The sequence below is a fragment of the Streptomyces pristinaespiralis genome, from assembly GCF_001278075.1.
Taxonomy (GTDB): domain Bacteria; phylum Actinomycetota; class Actinomycetes; order Streptomycetales; family Streptomycetaceae; genus Streptomyces; species Streptomyces pristinaespiralis.
In genome coordinates this window covers 1,040,379-1,061,918 of the sequence record NZ_CP011340.1, presented here as the reverse complement: position 1 = coordinate 1,061,918, position 21,540 = coordinate 1,040,379, and the positions used below count along the sequence as shown (strand labels likewise).

The 21,540-nt window shown below is 70.8% G+C and carries 18 protein-coding genes and 2 pseudogenes; 10 read left to right on the top strand and 10 right to left on the bottom strand.

Annotated elements, in window-relative coordinates; all coding sequences use genetic code 11:
- Positions 1–9: 9 nt before the first annotated feature.
- Complete coding sequence (locus SPRI_RS04355; protein ID WP_053556702.1) at positions 10–2,961, bottom strand: NACHT domain-containing protein; 2,952 nt, start codon at positions 2,959–2,961, stop codon at positions 10–12.
- 206 nt (positions 2,962–3,167) lie between these two features.
- Between SPRI_RS04355 and SPRI_RS04350 the strand changes: the two genes are divergently transcribed.
- A complete protein-coding gene (locus SPRI_RS04350; RefSeq protein WP_106428388.1) occupies positions 3,168–3,962 on the top strand; it encodes an LppX_LprAFG lipoprotein in 795 nt (264 codons plus the stop codon).
- 83 nt (positions 3,963–4,045) lie between these two features.
- Here SPRI_RS04350 and SPRI_RS04345 read toward each other — a convergent pair.
- Positions 4,046–4,524 (bottom strand): annotated as a pseudogene (locus SPRI_RS04345) (glutathionylspermidine synthase family protein); the annotation flags it as partial.
- 181 nt (positions 4,525–4,705) lie between these two features.
- Between SPRI_RS04345 and SPRI_RS04340 the strand changes: the two are divergent.
- On the top strand, positions 4,706–6,334 hold the full coding sequence (locus tag SPRI_RS04340) for an IS200/IS605 family element transposase accessory protein TnpB (protein WP_037775878.1): 1,629 nt from the start codon (positions 4,706–4,708) through the stop codon (positions 6,332–6,334).
- A 5-nt stretch (positions 6,335–6,339) separates the two neighbouring features.
- Here SPRI_RS04340 and SPRI_RS36805 read toward each other — a convergent pair.
- Positions 6,340–6,711 (bottom strand): annotated as a pseudogene (locus SPRI_RS36805) (glutathionylspermidine synthase family protein); the annotation flags it as partial.
- Positions 6,712–6,752: 41 nt separating this feature from the next.
- Positions 6,753–6,938 (bottom strand): hypothetical protein, encoded by a 186-nt coding sequence (locus SPRI_RS04335; protein ID WP_158685129.1) that lies wholly within the window; start codon positions 6,936–6,938, stop codon positions 6,753–6,755.
- Positions 6,939–7,150: 212 nt separating this feature from the next.
- Between SPRI_RS04335 and SPRI_RS04330 the strand changes: the two genes are divergently transcribed.
- Together SPRI_RS04330 and SPRI_RS04325 are read left to right on the top strand one after the other, a co-directional pair.
- Positions 7,151–8,014 (top strand): sterol desaturase family protein, encoded by an 864-nt coding sequence (locus SPRI_RS04330; protein WP_005308694.1) that lies wholly within the window; start codon positions 7,151–7,153, stop codon positions 8,012–8,014.
- Positions 8,011–8,673 (top strand): lysoplasmalogenase, encoded by a 663-nt coding sequence (locus tag SPRI_RS04325; RefSeq protein WP_005308692.1) that lies wholly within the window; start codon positions 8,011–8,013, stop codon positions 8,671–8,673. Before SPRI_RS04330 ends, SPRI_RS04325 begins: the two co-directional genes overlap by 4 nt.
- Before the next feature lie 114 nt (positions 8,674–8,787).
- On the opposite strand, the gene SPRI_RS36800 is transcribed toward SPRI_RS04325, so the two are convergent.
- Entirely contained in the window at positions 8,788–8,988 is a 201-nt protein-coding gene (locus SPRI_RS36800) for a hypothetical protein (protein WP_005308689.1), read from the bottom strand.
- 116 nt (positions 8,989–9,104) lie between these two features.
- Here SPRI_RS36800 and SPRI_RS04320 point away from each other — a divergent pair, with 116 nt between their 5' ends.
- Complete coding sequence (locus SPRI_RS04320) at positions 9,105–9,707, top strand: GNAT family N-acetyltransferase (RefSeq protein ID WP_037775877.1); 603 nt, start codon at positions 9,105–9,107, stop codon at positions 9,705–9,707.
- A 201-nt stretch (positions 9,708–9,908) separates the two neighbouring features.
- On the opposite strand, the gene SPRI_RS04315 is transcribed toward SPRI_RS04320, so the two are convergent.
- The 5 genes from SPRI_RS04315 to SPRI_RS04295 form a co-directional block, all read right to left on the bottom strand.
- The gene (locus SPRI_RS04315; RefSeq protein ID WP_005308685.1) at positions 9,909–10,502 is read right to left on the bottom strand and encodes a DinB family protein; all 594 of its coding nucleotides are present in this window, start codon (positions 10,500–10,502) and stop codon (positions 9,909–9,911) included.
- Positions 10,503–10,616: 114 nt separating this feature from the next.
- Entirely contained in the window at positions 10,617–11,522 is a 906-nt protein-coding gene (locus SPRI_RS04310) for a transporter substrate-binding domain-containing protein (RefSeq protein ID WP_005308683.1), read from the bottom strand.
- 9 nt (positions 11,523–11,531) lie between these two features.
- A complete protein-coding gene (locus SPRI_RS04305) occupies positions 11,532–12,269 on the bottom strand; it encodes a hypothetical protein (RefSeq protein ID WP_005308681.1) in 738 nt (245 codons plus the stop codon).
- Entirely contained in the window at positions 12,266–12,715 is a 450-nt protein-coding gene (locus tag SPRI_RS04300; protein ID WP_106428387.1) for a hypothetical protein, read from the bottom strand. Before SPRI_RS04300 ends, SPRI_RS04305 begins: the two co-directional genes overlap by 4 nt.
- 223 nt (positions 12,716–12,938) lie before the next feature.
- On the bottom strand, positions 12,939–15,854 hold the full coding sequence (locus SPRI_RS04295; RefSeq protein ID WP_005308678.1) for a glycoside hydrolase family 48 protein: 2,916 nt from the start codon (positions 15,852–15,854) through the stop codon (positions 12,939–12,941).
- 524 nt (positions 15,855–16,378) lie between these two features.
- Here SPRI_RS04295 and SPRI_RS04290 point away from each other — a divergent pair.
- The 5 genes from SPRI_RS04290 to SPRI_RS04270 all read left to right on the top strand — a co-directional run bounded on the left by SPRI_RS04290 (position 16,379) and on the right by SPRI_RS04270 (position 21,531).
- A complete protein-coding gene (locus tag SPRI_RS04290) occupies positions 16,379–18,142 on the top strand; it encodes a glycoside hydrolase family 6 protein (RefSeq protein ID WP_037775876.1) in 1,764 nt (587 codons plus the stop codon).
- Between the two features lie 191 nt (positions 18,143–18,333).
- Positions 18,334–19,341 (top strand): LacI family DNA-binding transcriptional regulator, encoded by a 1,008-nt coding sequence (locus tag SPRI_RS04285; protein WP_005308674.1) that lies wholly within the window; start codon positions 18,334–18,336, stop codon positions 19,339–19,341.
- Positions 19,342–19,379: 38 nt separating this feature from the next.
- Positions 19,380–19,910, top strand: a complete 531-nt coding sequence (locus tag SPRI_RS04280) for a SigE family RNA polymerase sigma factor (protein WP_037773134.1) — start codon at positions 19,380–19,382, stop codon at positions 19,908–19,910.
- Positions 19,910–20,617: a hypothetical protein gene (locus SPRI_RS04275; RefSeq protein WP_053556701.1), complete on the top strand. Its 708-nt coding sequence runs from the start codon at positions 19,910–19,912 to the stop codon at positions 20,615–20,617. The genes SPRI_RS04280 and SPRI_RS04275 overlap by 1 nt, the downstream gene beginning before the upstream one ends.
- 104 nt (positions 20,618–20,721) lie before the next feature.
- A complete protein-coding gene (locus SPRI_RS04270) occupies positions 20,722–21,531 on the top strand; it encodes a pectate lyase (protein WP_005308668.1) in 810 nt (269 codons plus the stop codon).
- Positions 21,532–21,540 lie beyond the last annotated feature (9 nt).

The window sequence follows — 21,540 nt, the reverse complement described above, 5'->3', positions numbered from 1 at the left end:
TCGGGCCGCTCAGGCGTCGCCGGGCGGTCGCAGGTGCTCCTCGAGCAGCCGCCGCACTCGTGCGCGCACCTCGGGCGGCACGCGGTCGAGGCCGCGCAGCACCCGGTCGCGCAGCGCGTGCGGTTCGCCTGCCGGGAGCTCGTCGCTGCCGCCGATCAGCAGCCGCAGCACATCGTGTGCCAGGGACGTGGCCGGTCCGCCCGGCGAGGTGACGAACGTGGTGACGGCCGGTCCGAGCCACACGAAGACCGGGTCCATGGCGTGCCGTACGACGGCGTCGTTCGTGCCCCCGGAGACATCGAGCTTGTGCCACAGCTCGTCCCAGTAGGTGCGCGACCAGCCGGGGCCGTCGTTGTCCCGGGGATAGCGGTACAGCCAGTTCATGTCCAGCGGGTCCGGCGGGGACGGCTCGCCCGTCCGGAGAGCGATCTCCAGTTCCCTGCCGCTCCCGCTCCAGGCATGCCGGGTCGACACGGACAGGGCGAAGTCCGTCCACTGCTCCTCGTCGAACGACGAACGCCACAGCAGCACATGCCGGTGCCAGGCGCTTGCGTGGTCCGTCCAGTACGGGAACAGCTCCCGCGCGGTGGTGCGGCCCTTCAGGATCAGGATGACCAGGACCAGGTTGGCGCCGTAGATGCCGTGCCGGGCCGAGGTACGCAGGCGGCCCGGGCGGTAGGCGGGGCGGGGTTCGTCCGTGCGATCGGCGTGCTGTTCGAGTACGCGGATGAGGAGGCGCGCCAGCCGTTCGCGCTCGTCACCGGGAATCCGGCGCACCATCGATCCGGCGAAGCGCAGCATTTGCCGCGAGGACAGCGGGGCGTACGACAGCAGTGTGTACGCGAGGTCGTCGTCGACACTGCTCTCGGCGAGGGACAGGGCCGGCCGTTGCCCGAGCATGCCGGTGAGCACGTGCAGGGCGAGGCGGACGACCAGGTACTCGCCGAAGGTGGCGTGCAGGAACTCGTACGTGGCCAGCACGCGACCGTCGCGCACGGACTGGGCGCGCTGGACGAAGAAGAAGCGGCCGAGCGCCACGTCGGCGGCGCCGAGCGGGGTGCGGAACCCTGACGCGTCGACGGAGGACCGGCCGAGGAGCGCTGTGAGGTCCGCGTCGAGTTCGGTGGCGGAGACCCATTGCCGGCGGCGGTTGTGCAGGGCGAAGGCGACGAGGGACAGGCGCTGCAGTTCCCGCTCGGCGCGGGCACGCGCTTCCTCGTCCGGTGCGGCCGCGGGCGCGGGGCCGGTCTTGTCGATCTCGCGGCGGGCGAAGGAGGTGAGCAGTTCCTCGTACAGCTCGCCCTCGTCGAGAGGACCGTCGCTGTCGCGCCGCAGCGCGTTGTCGGCGGCGTCGTACAGCGCCAGCATGGTCAGCAGCAACGGCTGCGCGGCGAGTGCCTGGTGACGGGCGACGGCGGCCCAGGACAGCGGTCGCAGCCCGCGCGAGGCGAAACTGCCGGCGTTCGCCTCGTTCCACAGGGCGAGCCAGCGGCGGATCTGCTCGGGGCGGAAGGGCTCCAGGCGCAGGACGACGAGGCCCTCCGGGTAGCGGGCGCGGTCGGCCACGGCGATGCGGCTGGTGACGAGGGCCCGGACGGGGCGGCCCTGTTCCGCCTCACGCTGCTGGAAACGGGCGACGCGGGAGAGGAAGTCGCTGTGGTGGACCCCGGTGGTCTGCAGCAGTTCGTCGAATCCGTCGAGCAGCAGGACGGGCACGGCGGTCCCCGCCGATCGGACCAGCTCGGGCCAGGACGTCCTCTCCCCGGTCGCGCTGCGTACGGCCTGCTCGATCTGGTCCTGGAGGTCGTCCTCGGCGCGGACGTCCCGCAGCGGTACGCGGACGGGCAGGAAGCCGGCGGAGGGGAGCCGGGCGGCCAGGACCCGGGTGAGGACGGACTTGCCCGCGCCCGGCTGCCCGAGCACCAGGAGGGGCGTCTCGGCCAGCCCGGCGGAGGTGAGGGCTCCGGCGAGGTAGGAGGTCAGGTCGTGGCGCACCGTGGCCTGTTCCCACCAGGACTCGGTGGCCGGTCCGCTGTGACCGGCGACCTCGCGGACCCGGAAGTCCGGGTCGAGGTACATCTCCCGCAGGGTCGGTACGCGGATGCCTTCGGGTCCGGTCGACGCGTCGAGAACGGGGCGGGTCAGGACGGCCTCGTAGGAGCGGGAGAGTGCGGCGGCGACGTCCGTGGGCGGATGGGCGGTCCGCGCCAGGTCGGCCAGCAGGTCGGCCACGCCGGTCAGGGAGCGGCGCACCTCCGCCCGGGTGGCCCGGTGTTCCACCTGGGCCGTCCAGAAGCCGAACTCCGGTGCCTGCTGGGCCAGCTGGGCATACAGGGCCTCGTACTGCCGGACCGCTTCACGGGGCAGCTCGGTGCTCAGGGCCCGCCGGGCCTCGGCGCGTGCGGCTTCCGTCTGGGCACTCCAGACGTGAAGTCCTTCGGCGAAGTCGAGGAAGCGCGCCGACAGACCCTCGTACCAGCCCGCCAGTTCGCCGGTCACCGCCTCGAAGGGACGGTGTGGCGCGGGGTGCGGTAAGTCGGTCGCGGCCAGCGAGCGGACGAACGCGGCGCCGCTGCCCTCCGGTCGCGGTGCTCCCGCGAGGGCGAGCTGTTCCCGGCGGGTCAGCTCCAGGTCGTCGACGTGGACGGGGAGCCGCAGTTCCTCCAGGGCCTGGAACCAGGCGAGGACGACGATCACGGTGTGGGCGGCGTGCAGCAACTCGGTCCGCCGGGCGCGGCCGTCGGCCCGGCCCAGGCGCTGTCCCACGCCGCGTACGGCGTCGCGGCCCAGTCCCAGGACACTGCCGCGGGCGTCGGCGATCCGCAGCAAGCCGTCGCCGACGCCGCCGGTCGCGAGGTTCAGCGCTCCGCCGAGCGCCCGGTCCAGCGCGGCAACGGCGGGCGGGTCACCGCCCAACAGCACCAGCGCGTCCGAGAACGACAGCAGCCTGCGTACCCTCACCGCTCCCCCCAGCGTCTGTACGTCGGTCGTGACGACTCCCCGACGCACTGTGGCACAGGGCGTGGGCGGCGGGACGGTGTTCGGCGGTACTTGTGCGGACAGGGACGTCAAGGCCGGGATCCCCGGGGCCCGTCACCGGTTTCGTGCGAAGATCTCCAGGCCCTTTCGGGCTCCATCCCGCGCAGTACCGATTCCCCGGAGGGCCCATGCGCCGCGCCCACTTCCTCTCCGCCGCCGTCCTCTTGCTCTGCACCGCCTGTTCCGGCGGTCCGGACCGTGACTCGGGGGAGAGGGCGAAGAAGGCCGTGGATCACGGGGCGGCCGTGCGTGCCGCGATCGAGAGGACGAGCGCGTCCAGTGCCCGCGTGGACGAGAAGATCGAGCTGCGGTCCGCCGACAGCCCCACGACGTACGTGTTCGCGATCGCCGGCGCCTTCGACCTGGCGGGAGACAGGGGCCGGCTCACGGTGGAGCTCGAGGACAGCGGCATGGACCCTGTCGAGGAGGTCTTCGTCGGCGACACCGTCTACGTGCGGGGCTCGCGGGCGGTGGACGAGGGCAAGTGGGCCTCGGCCGACCGGAGCGAGGCCCTGACCCGCTATTTCCTGCGGGCGCCGCTGAACGACCCCGAGCACCTGCTCCGCCAGATGAAGGCGATGCGGCAGGTGTCGAACGAGGGCAAGGAGCAGGTGAACGGCGCCCCCGCGGTGCACTACCGGGGCACGATCGACCACGCCACGGCGACGCTCCGGATGACGACGGAGACGAAACGGGGGCTGGAGGACATGCGCGAGAAGCTGGGCGACGACGTGCCCGTCTACGCGGACGTGTGGGTCGACGACGAGGGGCGCGCCGTACAGGCCCGGCTGTCCTACTTCGGCGGTATGAAGGCCATGACCACGATGACGCTGTCGGACTTCGGGACACCGGTGAAGGCCGAGGCGCCGTCGGCGGGGCAGGTCGTCCCCGTGACGGCGGGCGAGGACGTCCTGCTGGCCTGAGCGGGTCGGGCCCCGCCGAGGCGTGACGGCTGACGGGCCGCCTGCCCTGTGGCCGGGCCGGTCCCGGGCAGGGCGTCGACGGATCAGGCGCCCGGCTGGAGGATCACGTGGGGCAGGAACCGGGCGTATCCGTCGGTGACCGGCCCCGCGGACTCCCGGATCCCGAGACCGGCGGCCTCACCCTCGACGACCCAGGCGCCCAGCACCACGCGGTTGCCGTCGAAGTCGGGCAGCGGAGCCAACTCCTGGTAGCAGCAGGGCTCCTCGCGCACCACGGGCGCGTCGCCCGGTGCGTGCAGGGTGATCCCGGCCCCTCCCGTCCGAGGAGTGGCTTGGCGGCCCAGCCCGTGCCGTCGGCCAGGTCGCGCGGTCCGTCGAGGTGGGCGGCGAGCAGGTTCGGGTGGCCCGGGTAGAGCTCCCACAGGACCGCCAGCAGCGCCTTGTTCGACAGGAGCATCTTCCAGGCGGGCTCGATCCAGCAGGTGGTACCGGTGCCGCCGCCGTTGTCCAGGGTGTCGAGGACATGCGGACCGAAGTGGTCGGTGACCAGCCACTCCCAGGGCCGTGAACTGCTGCTGTTCGACTTCGTATAAGTGAGTTCTGCCGTGTACAGGTGAGTGGTTGTGGGCTGTGGTGTGGGAGGGCGGATGGGGGTTCGTGTGTCGAATGGGTGACCTTTGCGGGGGCGGGTCGTTGGGGGTGGTGGCGGGTGTGGGTGGTCCGGTGCGGAGGGGGTGGACATGGTGGGTGGTCTGCGGGAGGTGGCGGTGCCGTTCGTGGTCACCGGACCTTCGGGTGTGGCAGTGCGTACGCGGCTCAAGGGCCTGACGGCCGGGGACGAGGAGGTGCTGCGGCTGGTGGGTGCGCATCTCGGCTCGCTGGCCTCGCGGGACTTGATGGCCCGCTGCGCTGACGGGCTGGAGCACTCCGCCGAGTCGTGGGCGGCCCGGAAGCGCGGCCTGACGGGGGTGTCGTCGTCCAGGTGGGCGGGGTCGGTCACGAAGGCCACGCACGATCAGTGGGCACTGGCCCGGCGCGGGCAGGCCGCGCACATCCAGAACCTCGAAGCCGGTGTCAAGGTGATCCGGCATCGGTTGTCGCTGCCGGTCGGACACAAGGGCACGAAGCGTGCCGCGGGTGGTTACCGTTCGCGGCGGGAGTGGCATGCCAAGACCCGGCGCCTGCGGGTGCTGGAGGACCGGCTCGAGCGGGTGCGGGCCGAGAGGGACGCGGGCCGGGTACGTGTGGTGCGCGGCGGCCGACGGCTGGCCCGTACCCGGCATCACCTCGCCGATGCGGGGCTGACCGAGGCCCAGTGGCGCCGGCGGTGGGAGGCTGGGCGCTGGTTCTTCCAGGCGGATGGTGAGTCGGGGAAGAGGTTCGGCAACGAGACGATCCGCGTCACTCCCGAAGGTGAGGTCAGCATCAAGCTCCCGGCCCCGCTGGCGCATCTGGCGAACGCCGCGCACGGCCGGTACGCACTCGCCACGAAGGTCTCCTTCGCGCACCGGGGCACCGAGTGGGCGGACCGGGTGGCGGCCAACCGGGCGGTGGCCTACCGCATCCACCACGACACCGGACGCGGCCGCTGGTATGTGACCGCCTCCTGGCAGATCCCAGCCGCCCAGACCGTTCCGCTCGAAGCCGCCCTCGCCCACGGCGTGATCGGGGTCGACACCAACGCCGACCACCTCGCCGCCTGGCGCCTGGGCACCCACGGCAACCCGTGCGGCGATCCACGCCGCTTCGCCTACGACCTCACCGGCACCGCCCCCCACCGCGACGCCCAAGTCCGCCACGCCCTCACCCGCCTCCTGCACTGGGCCAAGGCCTGCGGCGTCACAGCCATCGCGGTCGAGGACCTCGACTTCCAGGCCGAGAAGACCAGGGAGAAGCACGGCCGCAGGCGAAGGTTCCGGCAGCTGATCTCCGGCATGCCCACCGGACGCCTGCGTGCCCGCCTCGTCTCCATGGCCGACGCCATCGGCATCGCGATCATCGCCGTCGACCCGGCCTACACATCCAAGTGGGGCGCCCAGCACTGGCAGAAGCCCCTCACCAGCACCACCCGTAGGACCAGCCGGCACGATGCGGCGAGCATCGCGATCGGCAGACGCGCCCAAGGGCACCCGGTCCGGCGACGGACGGCACCGCCCCCGCACGACCGGAGCGATCGTGCGGGGCATCGGACCGTCCAGGCCGACCGGCGTGCGCTTGGGCGTGAGGAAACCCGCCCCCGCATTCCCGGACCACGCACACGATGCGTGCCCCCGGACGCGGAACGAACGCGGGCAACCAGGGCATCCAACACCGTTCGGGGTGCCCGCAGTGACCAGGAATGGGTCCAAGACTCACTCCTGCTCACTGAATAGGAACGGTAGAGCTTGAAGCAGCTGCGGATGAAGCGCAGCCTCTCGTCGACGAAGCGGCCGGTGATCCGGTCCCAGCCGATGCGTTCCACCGACAGTGCCTCGGTCGGTATGCCCGCCTGCTCGGCGGTCTCCCGCAGATAGGCGACGGTCATCAGGTCCTCGCCGCACTCGTCACCGTCGGTGTGCGCGAAGTGGACCGGGCCGGGCGGCAGCAGTGGGGACTGACGCCGCCAGGCGGCGACCAGGCGTTCGTGGAGCGAGTTCCACTGGTCGGCGCCGGGAAAGCGCTCTTCCATCCAGAACCACTGCGGGCTTGCCGCCTCGACCAGGGATGTCGGGGTGTCGGCGTTGTACTCCCGCATCTTCGCGGGTCCGGTGCTGCGGGCGGGGGCGTCCGGGTGCTGACGGCGACCCGACCTCACAAAGGGTTCTGCTCCTCGTTCCCCGGTGATTCTCCTTCGGAGGCAGACGCCTCGCCGGACCTGTCGGCCCGTTCCGCGGCATCGCCGGTCTTCTCACCATCGGGCCGGCCCTTCCCGTTCCGGCGCTTCTCCTCCTCGAGCCGCTTGCGGACCTCTTCCGGCTTGTCTCCGAGCTGGTTCACGACCCGCTCCCTGGTCATTGACGGCATGGTTCCGCGGCCAGGTTCACACAGGCCCACATCACCCGCACCCGGACAGGCCGACGCCGACGGTGCCCCGCCCGTCCCCGCACGACATGGGTGAAGACCGCCGAACATCCCGACCCGTACCGCCGGAAATACTTGGGGGTAACAACCCCTGGCGCAGGCCCGACCAGCACCCTTACCGTGCACAGATGCCGAACCTGCCCGATGTCGTGCTGTGGTCCATCCCCGCCTTCGTGCTGCTCACGACCGTCGAGATCGTCGCCGTACGTCTGCATCCCGACGAGGACGCCGCAGGATACGAGACCAAGGACGCCGCCACCAGCATCAGCATGGGGCTCGGCAGCCTGTTCTCCGACTTCCTGTGGAAGATCCCGGTCGTCGCGGTCTACACCGCGGTGTACGAGCTCACGCCGCTGCGGGTGCCGGTGCTCTGGTGGACGATCGTGCTGATGCTGCTCGCGCAGGACTTCTTCTACTACTGGTCCCACCGCGGGCACCACGTCATCCGGATCCTTTGGGCCTGCCATGTGGTCCACCACTCCAGCCGGAAGTTCAACCTCTCCACGGCGCTGCGCCAGCCCTGGACCTCGGTCACCTCCTGGCCGTTCTACCTGCCACTGATCGCCTGTGGAGTCCACCCGGCCGCGCTCGCCTTCTGCTCCTCGGCGAACCTCGTCTACCAGTTCTGGATCCACACAGAGCGCATCGACAAGCTGCCCCGCTGGTACGAGTTCGCCTTCAACACCCCGTCCCACCACCGTGTCCATCACGCTTCCCAAGGCGGCTATCTGGACCGGAACTTCGGCGGGATCCTGATCGTCTGGGACCGAGCGTTCGGCACCTTCGTGCCGGAGACCGAGCGCTGCGTCTTCGGGCTGACCAAGAACATCGAGACGTACAACCCGCTGAAGGTCGCCACCCATGAGTACCTGTCCATCGCCAAGGACCTGAGGGCCGCGGCCAGTTGGAGCGAGCGCGCCGGGCGGGTGCTGCGCGGTCCCGGCTGGTCGCCGGAGCCCGCCCCCGAGCCGGCCCCGGAGCGTGTCGCGTGAGACGCGTCATCGCGGGCGCGTTCGCCGTCGCCGTCGCCTGGGACCTTGGCTCCTTGCTCGCCGACTGGGACCTCGGGCACACCGTCTGCAAACCTCTGCTGCTGCCACTGCTCGCCGCATACGCGGTGGAAAGGGGCGCCCCGAGGCTTCTCATCGCCGCCCTGTTCTTCGGCTGGTGCGGCGATATGCTCCTGATGTTCGACGCCGACCCGGCGTTCCTCGCCGGCATGGGCGGCTTCGCCGTCGGACACGTCTGCTACCTCGTGCTCTTCGCCCGGTGCGGCACGCCCCACGGCCGCACCGGTCTGCTCGCCGGCGCCTACGGCCTCGTGCTGGTCGTCACCCTCGTCCTGATGTGGAGCGACCTGCCGGGCGGGCTCCGGATTCCCGTCGCGGCGTACAGCCTGCTGCTCACCACAATGGCGTTCCGCGCGGCACGGCTCGGGCTCCTCGCGGCGATCGGCGGTGCCCTGTTCCTGCTGTCGGACACGCTGATCGCCACCGGCCTGGCCGACTGGCCGCAGCTGCCGCGGCCCGACTTCTGGATCATGCTCACCTACGTGGTGGCCCAGGGACTCCTGGTCAGGGGCGTTCTGGACAGCCTCGACGCGCGGAAGGCCCCGGCCACGGCATACGGTGGCAGCCGCGCGCCCGTCTGAACGGACGCGCCACCACCACGACGTTGTCGTCGAAGTGGTCGCAGCCGGCGTCGCCGCCGTCCGACCGGGTCTCCTTCAACTGCCATCCGGCCACGTACAGGTACAGCTTGCCGGTCACCCGGTGGCCGTCCGCCCGCTTGTCGCAGACGCGGAACGTGTCCGGTCCGGGGCGAGGTGGGTCATGGTGCCGATGGTGCTGCCGCTGCGGGTCAGCGTCAGCGACGTGTCCGCGGCGTCGGCCGTTCCCGTCGCCGCCGCGACGAGCGTGATCGCGCCGACGGCAGCGGCGGCCGGTGCGTAGTGAGGTTTCCGCAACCGAACTCCATGTCCGGACTTCCCCTCGTGAGCGGTTCATCGGCCCCGGCTCGCCCCCGCGGACGTGCCGGGACCCCGCGCCGGCGTTCAAGATCATCGGGTGCAGAATGACCCTCATGGCGATAACGAACACGCCGGAAACGGCAACGATCGACGACGCTCGGCTGATCAGCGGCACCCTGGCCCGCGCCTTCGACGACGACCCGATGATGCGCTGGTTCTTCCCCGAGGACGAGTCGCGCGAGGCGGTGCTGGGCCGCTACTTCGCCACGATCTTCACCCGGCAGTACGTCCACCACGGGGTGTGCGAGCGCACCGGGGCGGCGGCTTCGTTCTGGGTGCCGCCGGGGGCGCAGGACAAGGCCGTTCCGGACGCGGAAACCATCCAGGAACTCCAGGACATCCTGGGCGACCGGGCTCCGCTGTTCAGGGACGCCGTCGAGACGGCCGCGAAGCACACGCCCCGGGGACCGCACTGGTACCTGGCCATGATCGGCGCCGACCCGGCCGCCCAGGGCCAGGGACACGGGGCCGCCCTGCTGCGCTCGGGACTGGCCAAGGCCGACGCGGCGGGTCTGCCCGCCTACCTGGAGTCCTCCAAGCCGTCCAATCTCCCCTTCTACGAGCACTTCGGCTTCACCGTGCGTGAGGAGCTGCGGCTCCCCGGGGGCGGGCCGGTGCTGTGGGGGATGTGGCGCTCGCCGGCCGGCTCCCGGTAACCGCCCTGCGAGGCGTTCACCACGGGCGCGGGCCCGTGGGGCTGCACCGGCGGAGCGGCGCAACGCCGGGCCGGCGGGCCACGCGCCGAGCGCGCCGGCGCCACGCGTAGACCGTGCCGGAGACGTGGACCACGCGCAGACCGTGCCGGAGACGCCGCCGCGGCGGTCAGGCGTGAGGCGCCTCCGGCGGCACCGGGCCCTTCACGCCCGGCGGCCGGCCTCCTCTGCCGTACGCTCCAGCCGGCTGCGGTGCTTCGCCCACCACGCCGCGTCGCCCGGCGCCATGCTGTCGTTGTTCCTGTTCATCCCGACCGCACCGTCCGTGAGTTCCCGGAGGATGTCGGCGTGCCCCGCGTGCCGGTGGGTATCGGCGATCACGCGCACGACGGCATGATGCAACGTCACCTCGTTCCTGCTGCTGGGCCACCACGGCACCGTGCCGATCGTTTCCAGCGCCAGTGCGTCGATCGTCGCGTCCGCGTGGGCCCAGGCCCGGTGGTAGAGCTCCACGATGTACTCGCGTGACTCGTCGGCGGTGGCCCACATGTCGGCGTTGGCCTCGGCACCGTCCTCGAGCCAGGGCAGCGGCTCGCCGGACGGCCGTCCGAAGGTGTCACCGAGGTAGCCCAGCTCCACACCGGCCACATGCTTGACCAGGCCCAGGAGGTTGGTGCCGGTCGGCGTCAGCGGGCGGCGGACCTCGTACTCGGAGAGCCCTTCGAGCTTCCACAGCAGGGCGTCACGGGCGGACTGGAGGTAGAAGTGGAGGTCGGCCTTGGGATCCGGTGCGTTCATGGGGCCAGTCTGCCGCTCCCGCGATCTTTGTTCACCGCCTTACCCGGCGCGCGCGTTGGCCAGGCCGTCCGGCCGGCGCACCCACCACGACGGCCGTCCCGGCACTCGCCGCGCTCAGGGGCTGGTCCGGTCCCGGCAGGACCGGGCCTCGATCGCCGCGCTGCTCGGCTTGTGGCTGCTGATCCAGCCGCGGTCCTCCTCCGTGAGCGCCGGCAGGGACGTCTCGACGTCACGGATCCAGGTGCTGGTGCCCACATGCCTCTTCAGCCAGGCCTCGAGGCGACGGCAGTCCGCCGCGTATCCCTTCGGCAGCCCGATGCCGTAGTGCTGAGGTGCTCCTATCGTCACGTCCGGCACCACGCGCAGACCGTCCTTCTCGTGCTGACGGGCGAAGCCGTACAGGATCGCCTGGTCGGTGGAGACCGCCTGGACCTGGCCGGCGATCAGCTGGTCGATGCAGTCGGACGCGTCGTCGAGGGTGACCGGGTCCGCGCCCACGGTGTCCAAGATGTCGTCCAGCGCCTCCTGGGACGTGGTCCCCTCCCAGGTGCAGATGGTGGTGCCGCGCAGGTCGGCCAGGGTCTCCACATCGGAGTCCGCCGCGACGAGGAAGCCCTGCCGGGTGGTGAGATAGGGGCCGACGAAGTCGATCTCGTCCATGCGCTCGGCGGTGATGGAGAACGAGGCGATCGTCATGTCCGCCTTCCTCTCCAGCAATTGGGTCACCCGGTCGCCGGAGGACACGTCGACGGGCTCGCTGAACGCGACGTCCAGCTCCTCCTCGATGTGCTGGAGCAGCAGGAAGTCCAGCCCCGAACGGTCGTAGTTCGAGGAGTAGGACAGGCCGGGCAGGTCGTTGTGCATCGCGACGGTGACCCTGTTCACGCCGAGGAACTCCGGCCGCGGTTCCTCGGTGGAGCAGGCCGCCAGGCTCACGAGGGTGGCGACGGCCGTCGCCGCACCGACCACGCGCCTCGGCACGCGTACGGCGGGGAGCCGGGATTCCGGGATGTCGGACACGGTGTCCTCTCAGTCGTGAAGTACGACGTCCGCGACGGAAAGGCTCATCCGGCAGCCTTCGTCGGTCAGCAGGGTGATCCGGGCCTCGATCTCGCCCTCGAGGCCGCCCAGGGGGAACTCGACCGCCTGGCCGCTCCGCACCCCCTCCACACGGGTGTTCGCGTTCCCCGGCAGTTCGGCGGTGTAGGTGGTCTCCGGTCCACAGAACTGGGAGCGGCGGGCCGCGTCCGTGATCGTCAGGGTCAGGCGCAGACGAGAGCGCTCGGCGGCACTGTCCACGACGAGCCGCAGCCGCGAGCCGTTCGTGGCGGTGTCCGGGGTGATACGGGTCCGGCCGGTGACATCGATCTCGCCGTGTTCCGCGAGGTGGTCCATGCCGATGGTGCCGGCCACCGCGCAGATCACCGCCGTCGCCGACACGAGCACCCGCCAGCGGCGGGCCCTCCGCCCGCCGGAGGGAGCTATCAGCCGCGCCAGCGCCAGTGCGAGGGCGGCGCCGATGGCGGTGTAGACCCACACGAACTGGTGGAACGGCCCGTCGGGCGCGCTGAGCAGGGCGACGCTGCCGAGGGAGAGGACCAGCAGGAACGGCGGCCAGTTCCAGCCGCCCCAGCGCTTGGCCTTGTCGGCGAACTCGACGACGTCTCCGACGAACACGCTGAGGAACAGCTTGCTGACGAACCCGATCGCCGGGGACTGGTCGCCGCTCGTGCTCGCGCGGCTGTCGACCGGGTGCTCACCGGTCAACTACCGGCCCCCTGACCGGGACGCGGATTGAAGTAGAAGTTCGCGGTCTCCATCTTGCCGATCGCCGGTGAGCCGTCGCCGTGCGACGTCACCTCGATCCGGTCGGCGCTGCGGGTGGTGCGGTGGGCCAGTTCGATGTGCGACCGCAGGGACTCCGCGCTCAGGTCGTTCCCGTTGGTCAGCCAGGTGCCGATCGCTGCCTCGAGGATCTGCCGGTCCTCTGCGGAGAGTTGCTCGACGGCGGTGGCCGCGGCGGCGTCCTGTTCGGTGCACGGCGGGTCGTCGGGATTCCTGCGCAGCACCCGGCCCAGGAGTACGCGGCCTCTCTCCACCGCACCGTCCGCCAGTCTGCTCTGCGCCGACTGGACGACGGCGCCGGCGAAGGATGTCGCCGCGGTGCTGACGAACGGGGCGATGACAGCCGCGGCTGTCAGTAATTCGGACATGCGGTCTCCCTCCGGATCTGTCGGAACTCTACTCAACGTTGCGTGTGACGTCAGTGACTCAGGGCGACTGAAGTCACGGGTGCGGGCACGCACGACGGAGCCGGGCGGCATCACGCTGGATGCCGGCCCGGCTCCGCCTTCGGCGAACCGCTCGGTTCAGTGACCGTCCGGTGGCGACGCTCTTCGACGACGGACCGAAGGGCGAGCGCTCACCGGGCGTGGGTCACTCGAGCAGTTCCGCGTACGCCCCCATGGCGAGGGCGATGTCCGCCTGCGCCCAGAAGCGGTGGTACGTGAACTCCGGTGCGGCGCCGCCCGCCAGGTAGCTCTCGATCTTCGACCAGGCGGGGTCGTCCTGGTAGAAGGAGCGCAGCGACGCGAACGTCGACGAGGAGTTGATCGTGTCGCCGTTCGGCATCGTGCCCGTCCAGCCACTGGGCACGTACACCGGGTCGTCGAACCTGCTGTAGTCGGTGCGCGTCTCGGGCACCGCGATGCCGAGCGCGTCCTGGTGGTGGTCCCACATCCCGTCGAGCAGCGCCTTGGCCACGGACTTGGCCTCGGTGTCACCCGACCGTGCGGCGTAGTACGTCAGCACCTTGGCGTACGCGCCGGCGACGCCCACGTCCTGGGTGTAGTCCGCCACCGTCACGTGCAGACCGGCGTTGGCGCCCGGGTTCGCCGCGTTCCAGGTGTCGGGCTTGCCGGACCACTGGAGCGTGGACGGGATCCGGAACGTGCCGTCGGGGTTGACGGTCGTCTCGGAGAGCGCCCAGTCGACCCACTTGTCGAGCACCTCCTTCGCCTGCGCGTCACCCGTCTGCTGGTAGTACTCCGCGACCCGCTCCATCGACCACGCCTGGAAGCCGAACCACTGGTTCGACGGGGGGTCGTGGTAGACCGGCTTCTCGTCGTACGCCATCCCGTAGAAGGTGGGCGTGCCGGCCGCGGGCGCCTCGTACCGTCCGCCGACGCTGTTCGTCGCGCCGCCGGCGATGGCCCCCTCGTCGGCCTGGAGCCAGCGGTAGAACTCGATCTGCCGGTCCAGGCTCTTCGCCCAGTCGTCCTGCGCCGTCGCCGACTTGGGCTTCAGCGGGGCGTAGGCGCTGAGCGCGTAGGCCGCGAGCGGGTTCTGGTAACCGCCGTGCGCGTGGCTGGAGCCGATCCGCCAGGCCCAGCCCGCCGAGGTGTCGGCCGCGCCGCCCCAGGCGTAGTACCAGGACAGCAGGTAGTGCGAGCTGTCCTTACCGGTGCCGGCCGGGCAGGTCGTCGGACCCACGCAGTTGCCGACCTTCTTGAAGTACTTGTCGAACATGGCGTAGCGCAGGTAGTCGCCCATCTTGGCGGCCTTGGCCACGGTTCCGGAGACCTGGGAGCCCTTGCCCTGCTCCTTGGCCCACAGGTCGGCCCAGTAGGCGGCCTGCACGGCGCGGGCGTCCGCGTCCGGCGCGTTGGTGTACTTCCACTGCTTGGCGTAGGACGCGTCCTTGGTGAACAGGTCCAGGTAGCCGTTGGTGCCGCCGTAGGCGAACCTGTCGCAGGTCGGCTGCGGCACGGTCTCCCACACCGATTCCTGCGGGCCGCGCTGGAAGGTGTTGATGTAGGAGGGGCCCGTCGCGCTCGGCCCCGCCTCGCACTTGCCGGGCTCGTTGCCGTATCCGTAGACGTTGTCGACGTCCTGGAGCCAGTGCATGCCGTAGACGTCGTCCGTGCCGTACGCGCTCTTCAGTTCGGCCGCGATCGGGTCCCTGCCGGAGGTCACGGAGGGCTGGAGCTCGGCCGGGTACTGGGAAGGCTGGTCGTGCTCGGGCGCGTAGGTCGCCGGTTTGTTCGGGTCGTAGAAGGAGCCGGTGGCCTGGTCGGCGTGGGTGGGGATCATGTACTTCTCCATGATTTCCCAGGCGCCGTTGAACTTCGTCCAGTCACCGGTGATCCGGCCGTACATGGCCTGGAGCCAGATCAGGTAGCTGTACGCCTCCGACGTCGTCTCGTGCCCGTGGTCGGGGGCCTCGACGATCAGGGTCTCCACGGAGTGGTACGGGATGCCCTCGGGTGAGAAGTAGCCGTTGGCGGGGTCGGTGATCTTCCCGTACAGCTCGAGGAAGCGCCCGTCGTACTCCTTGGAGCCGCCCAGTTGCGTCACCGTCACCTCGGCCGCCGTGTGGCCGGGAGCGGACACCCTGAAGGTGGCCGCGCCGGTTCCCTCGCTGTCGGCGGCGATGGTGACCTTCTGCGCGGTGTTCCAGTTCGACGGGGTGAAGGTGAGGCTTCCGCCGCTGCTCACGCTCAGTCCGGTGTTGCCCGCCGTGCGGGTCACAGAGACCGTGACGTTCGAGGACGGCCGGGTGGACAGCTTGACGTCGAAGGTCCCCGACGCGCCCTGCTGGATGCCGAGTTGTGTGGGTGAGGCGACCAGTGCGGGGCCGGTGGCCACGGTGATGCCGACCGGGGTCGACTCGGCCGAGGCGCCCTGGCTGTCGTAGGCCTTGGCGTAGAGCGAGTAGTCGCCGGCCGCGAGGCCGGTGGCGCTGAAGGTGTACGGCGAGCTGGTGTCCGTGCCCAGCAGGGTCGTGTCGCTGTAGAACTCGACCTTGGTGACATTCGCGCCGTCGGCCGCGGCGGCCGTGGCGGCCAGCGGGATCGCGTCGCCGGCGGAGAAGACCGCGCCGGCCGTCGGGCTGGTGAGGACGGCGATCGGCGGCTGGTGGGCGCCGGTGCAGGTGGTGCCGTTGACGGCGAACGAGGTGGGCGCGGCGTTGGTGCCGCTGTAGGAGAACTGGGCGCCGGTGCTGACGGCGGCACCGGCGGCGATCGACCGGCTCCAGGCGGGGGCCTTGACCGTGACGTTGCTGCCGGACTGGGACCAGGTGCCGTTCCACCCGTTGCTGAGCTTCTGGTTCCCCGAGTAGGCGTACGTCAGGGTCCAGTCGTCGATCACCTCGGATCCGCGGTTGGTGATGGTGAGGTCGGTGGTGAAGCCGGAACCCCAGTCGCTGGTCCGGTAGTCGACGCTGCACTGGACGGCGGCGGCGTGCGCCGGCGCCGTACCGGTCGCGGTCAGGGTCAGGGGGAGCGAGAGGACGGCGGCCAGCGCCGTCAGTACGCGCCTCAGCGGGCGCCGTCTTCCTGGTGGAGACATGGGGGTGACTCTCCTAGCGGCTCGGGGAGTTGAGCACGGGCATGCTGGGCAACAAGCCTTGAACCAGTGGGAGCGCTCCCACGGTGAGGTCGTGGGCCGGGGCTGTCAAGAGTTGTCACAGAAACCGGGGTGGCGAAGTGCGCTCCGTAAAGAAATTTGCCAAGTCCCCTTCTCTGCCCCGCCGTTCGGCGCTAGCCTCCGGTGCAACCAGTGGGAGCGGTTCCATCACGGGACACGCCGTTTTCGGCGCGTCCGAGCTGCAAGGAGTCGCTCATGCGTCACCCCCCGCACCTTGCCGTTGCCCCGCCCGGTGTCCTGCCCGCACCGGGCGGTATCGCGCTGCGACGGTTCACGTATCCCCGTAAAGAGTCTCCGCGACGGGACAGAACCGCCCCCCGTTTTCGGTCACTTGGCTGGGAGCGCTCCCACTGTGAGGCCGTGTGCACACGGCTGCTCGACCAGCGCAATGTCCCCACCCCCGATTCGCCGACGAAAGGACACGTCACCCCATGAGCCGCGACACCATGAGCCGTGCCACCGCGCCACCACTGCGACAAAAGCGCACCGCCCTGCTGGCCGCCTGCAGCCTCCTGGCCACCGGCGCCGGCGCCGTCACCCTCATGCAGACGCCCGCCGCCGCCGCGGCGATCGCCTGTAGCGTCGACTATCAGACCAGCGACTGGGGCTCCGGCTTCACGACCACGGTCAACGTCAAGAACACCGGCACCACCGCGATCGAGAACTGGACGCTGACGTACGCCTACTCGGGCAACCAGAAGCTCAGCAGCGGCTGGAACGGCACCTGGTCGCAGTCCGGCAGCACCGTCACGGTCAAGGGCGCCGACTGGAACCGGTCCATCGCCGGCGGCGCGACCGTCTCGCCGGGCGCCCAGTTCTCCTACAGCGGCACCAACACCGCACCGACGTCCTTCGCGGTCAACGGCGTGACCTGCAACGGCGGCACCACGCCCACCGACCCGCCGACCGACCCGCCGACCGACCCGCCCACCGACCCTCCGACCGACCCTCCGGCCGGTGACAAGGTCGACAACCCGTTCGTCGGCGCGAAGATGTACGTCAACCCCGAATGGTCGGCGAAGGCAGCCGCCGAACCGGGCGGCAGCCGCATCGCCAACACCTCGACCTCCGTGTGGCTCGACCGCATCGCGGCGATCGAGGGCGTGAACGGCGGAATGGGCCTGCGCGACCACCTCGACGAGGCGCTCGAGCAGTCCGGCGGCGAGCCGCTCGCCATCAACATCGTCGTCTACGACCTGCCCGGTCGCGACTGCTCCGCCCTCGCCTCCAACGGCGAGCTCGGCCCCGAGGAACTCCCGCGCTACAAGAGCGAGTTCATCGACCCGATCGCGGCGGCCGTCTCCGACCCGAAGTACGCGGGTCTGCGCATCACCACCGTCATCGAGATCGACTCGCTGCCCAACCTCATCACCAACGCGGGCAGCCGGCCCACCGCCACCCCGCAGTGCGACGTGATGAAGGCGAACGGCAACTACGTCAAGGGCGTCGGCTACGCGCTGGCCAAGCTCGGCCCGATCCCCAACGTCTACAACTACATCGACGCCGGACACCACGGCTGGCTCGGCTGGGACGACAACTTCGGCCCGTCCGCCGACCTGTTCGCCCAGGCCGCCCAGGCCGAGGGAAGCAAGCTGGAGTACGTCCACGGCTTCATCACCAACACCGCCAACTACGGCATCCTCAAGGAGTCGTACTACACGATCGACGACGCGGTGAACGGCACCTCCGTCCGCCAGTCCAAGTGGATCGACTGGAACCGCTACGTCGATGAGCTGTCCTACGCCCAGGCCTTCCGCCAGCGCCTGGTGCAGGCCGGCTTCGCCTCCAACATCGGCATGCTGATCGACACCTCCCGCAACGGCTGGGGCGGCACCGCACGGCCCACCGGACCGGGGCCGCAGACCAGCGTCGACACCTATGTGAACGGCGGCAAGCTCGACCGCCGGATCCACCTCGGCAACTGGTGCAACCAGGCGGGCGCGGGTCTCGGCGAGCGGCCGAAGGCGGCTCCCGAGGCGGGCATCGACGCCTACCTGTGGGTCAAGCCCCCGGGTGAGTCCGACGGCTCCAGCTCGGAGATCCCGAACGACGAGGGCAAGGGCTTCGACCGGATGTGCGACCCGACCTACACGGGCAACGTACGCAACGGGAACAACATGTCCGGCGCGCTGGGCGGTGCCCCGGTCTCCGGTCACTGGTTCTCCGCGCAGTTCCAGGAGCTCATGAAGAACGCCCACCCGGCGCTCTAGGGTCCTTCGTTCGGACCGGGCGCGTCGGATCCGGACGAGAGGCCCCGGCAGCGGGCACACCGCGTGAGCGGTGACCCGCGGGCGCACCGGCGCGCCTCGGCCGACCTGGACAGGCCATGACCCGCAACTTTAGGGTCATGGTCTCTCAGGACGCCGAGGCGCGTCACAACGTTCCGCCGTGGAGTACGCGAATGGTCACCCTTGCTGATGTCGCCCGCCACGCAGGCGTCTCCGCCAGCACGGTCAGCTATGTCCTCAGCGGCAAACGCTCGATCTCCAGGAGCACCCGTGAGCGGGTCGAGCGGAGCATCGAGGAACTCGGCTACCGGCCGCACGCCGGCGCCCGCGCACTCGCCAGCAACCGGTCCGGCATCATCGCGCTGATGGTGCCGCTGCGCACCGACATCTATGTGCCCGTGATGCTCCAGATCGCCATGGCGGTCACCACCACGGCCCGGGCCCACGGCTACGACGTCCTCCTGCTCACCGGCGAGGAGGGGCCGGAGGCCGTGCGGCGCATCGAGGGCAGCGCGGTGGCGGACGCGATGATCGTCATGGACGTGGAGCTCGACGACGAACGCCTGCCGCTGCTGCGGACCGCCCGGCGTCCCGCCGTGCTGATCGGGCTGCCCGCCGACGCCGGCGGCCTCGGCTGCGTCGACCTCGACTTCGCGGCGGCCGGGGCGCTGTGCGTGGAACACCTGGCCGGACTCGGCCACCGGGAGATCGCCTTCATCGGCGAGGCCCCCGGCGTCTACGAACGTCACACCGGCTTCGCCGAGCGCACCCTCGCCGGACTGCGCTCCGCCGCCGGGACGCACGACATGCGGCTCCTGCACCGCCCCTGTGCGAGCGGCTGGACCGCCGTCGCCGCCACCCTCGGACGGATCCTCGAGGAACGCCCCGGCACCACGGCCTTCGTGGTGCAGAACGAGGCCGCCACCGACCCCCTGCTGGCCCTGCTGCGCCAGCAGCGGCTGGCCGTCCCTGAGGACGTGTCCGTCGTCGCCATCTGTCCGGACCAGGTCGCGGCGCAAGCCTCGGTGCCGCTCACCGCCGTCGCGGTTCCCGCGCAGGACATGGGCCGGCGCGCGGTCGAGCAGGTGGTGGCCGTACTGGACGGCGGTGAGACGGCGGGGACGGTGCTCCTCGCACCCGAACTGACCGTACGGGCCAGCTCCGGCCCCGCTCCCCGCTGACGTGCCGCACCGCGCCGGGACCGGAGGGAGAGGACACCGTGGCCACAGCCACCGATGACGCGCGCGTGGAGTTCCAGGCGTTCTTCGAGCGCCACTACGCCGAACTCGCGCGTCTCGCCCATCTGCTGACCGGCGAGGCCGACGCCGCCGACGACCTCGCCGCCGACGCGATGCTCGCGCTGTGGGACCGCTGGGACCGTGCGCGTGCCGCCGACCATCCCGTCGCCTACGCCCGCGGCGTCGTCGCCAACCTCGCCCGCAGCCGCATCAGGAGCGCCGTCAGGGAACGCCGCCGGGTGGCGCTGTTCTGGTCGCAGCGCTCCGAGAAGGCCGACGGACCCGACGTCCCCGTGGTCGTCGACGTGCGGGAGGCGCTGCGTGCGCTGCCGTTCCGCAAACGCGCCTGCGTCGTACTGCGCCACGCCTTCGACCTGTCGGAGCGCGACACGGCCCTGGCGCTCGGCGTCTCGGTCGGTACGGTCAAGAGCCAGACCTCCAAGGGCATGGCGGAACTGCAACGGCTGCTGGGTCCCATGGCAGCCTCTGAGCTGGTCGGAGGCCGGAACTGATGGACGAGGTGCGCAGGCGGCTGCGGGAGGCGGCGGCGTCGCACCGCCCCGACCGGGAGCGGATGCTCGCCCGCGTCGAACGCGGCATGGCGCAAGGGCGGCAGTCGGCCGGTACGGTGCCGGCGTACAGGCCGGGCCGGGCGGGCCGGCTGACGATCGCCGGAGCGACGGCGGCGGTCGTGGCGGTCCTGGCGCTCGGCGGTCACACCGTGGCGACCATGGGTCACGACGACGGCGCGGCGGCCACAACGGGTTCGGCGCCGACCGCCCCGGAGCCGGGCGGCACCGAGCGGCCGTCCCCGGCGCGGACGGAGGACGGCCATCTGTGGTCCGACGGCTCCGTGGACCCGCACAGCAACAGCTACTGGGCGCAGAGCAACGTCACGGTGAAGAACCGCAAGGCGCTGACCTCGCTCACCGTGGAGCTGAGGATCACCGACACCGGCGGCGTGGCGAGCACCGGCGGCTGGCGCACCCGCCCGGCCGGCGACTTCGACTTCTTGGTACGCAAGGAGAGCGGCGCCCTGGTGTACCGGTGGACGCTGCGGCCGGGGCGCACGGTACCGCCGGGGCAGCACGTCTTCGCCGGCCAGTACGACCACGCCGAGGGCGGCCGTGACGCGTCCGGGGACACCTACAGCGTCCTGTCCGAGGCGTCGGGTGAACCGGCCGCGGTCCAGGGCGACTTCGCGCGCACACCGTCCTGACCGGCCGGAAAAGAAAATCGCGCGGGGCGGCAACCCCGGCCCTTTCTGCGGCGACCTGGAGGCGTAGGTCTTCACACCCCCACATCCGAAAGGGCCCAGAACTCATGAGCCGACACAAGCGGAGCCTTCGGCGCCGCAGGACGGTCGCCGCGCTGGGTGCGGCGCTCGGGCTGACCGTGACCGGGATCGTCACCACCAGCATGCTCAACACGGCCGGCGCGGCCACCGCGTGGCCCAAGCCCAACGGCAGCTCGGCCGTGAACGCCACCATCGAGGTGTCCGGCACCTACGACGGCGGCCTGAAGCGGTTCTACGGCAGCGGTGACCTCGGCGACGGAGGCCAGGGCGAGGGACAGCCCCCCATATTCAAGCTCAAGGACGGCGCCGTCCTGAAGAACGTCGTCCTCGGGTCGCCCGCCGCCGACGGCGTGCACTGCATGGGCAGTTGCACGCTGCAGAACGTCTGGTGGGAGGACGTCGGCGAGGACGCCGCCAGCTTCAAGGGCAAGTCCGCGAGTTCCGTCTACACCGTGTACGGCGGCGGCGCGCGGAAGGCGTCCGACAAGGTCTTCCAGTTCAACGGCGCGGGCAAGCTGGTCGTCACCAAGTTCCAGGTCTCCGACTTCGGCAAACTGGTCCGCTCCTGCGGCAACTGCTCCACGCAGTACAAGCGGTCGGTCATCGTCAACGACGTGGACATCACCGCGCCGGGGAAGTCCCTCGTGGGCATCAACACCAACTACGGTGACACGGCCGCCCTGCGCAACGTCCGTATCCACGGCGACAGCAGCCGGAAGATCAAGCCCTGCATCCGCTACACGGGCAACGACTCCGGCGACGAGCCGGTCGAGACCGGCAGCGGTCCCGATGGCACGTACTGCCGGTACAGCTCCTCCGACATCAGCTACGACTGACGCGGAAGA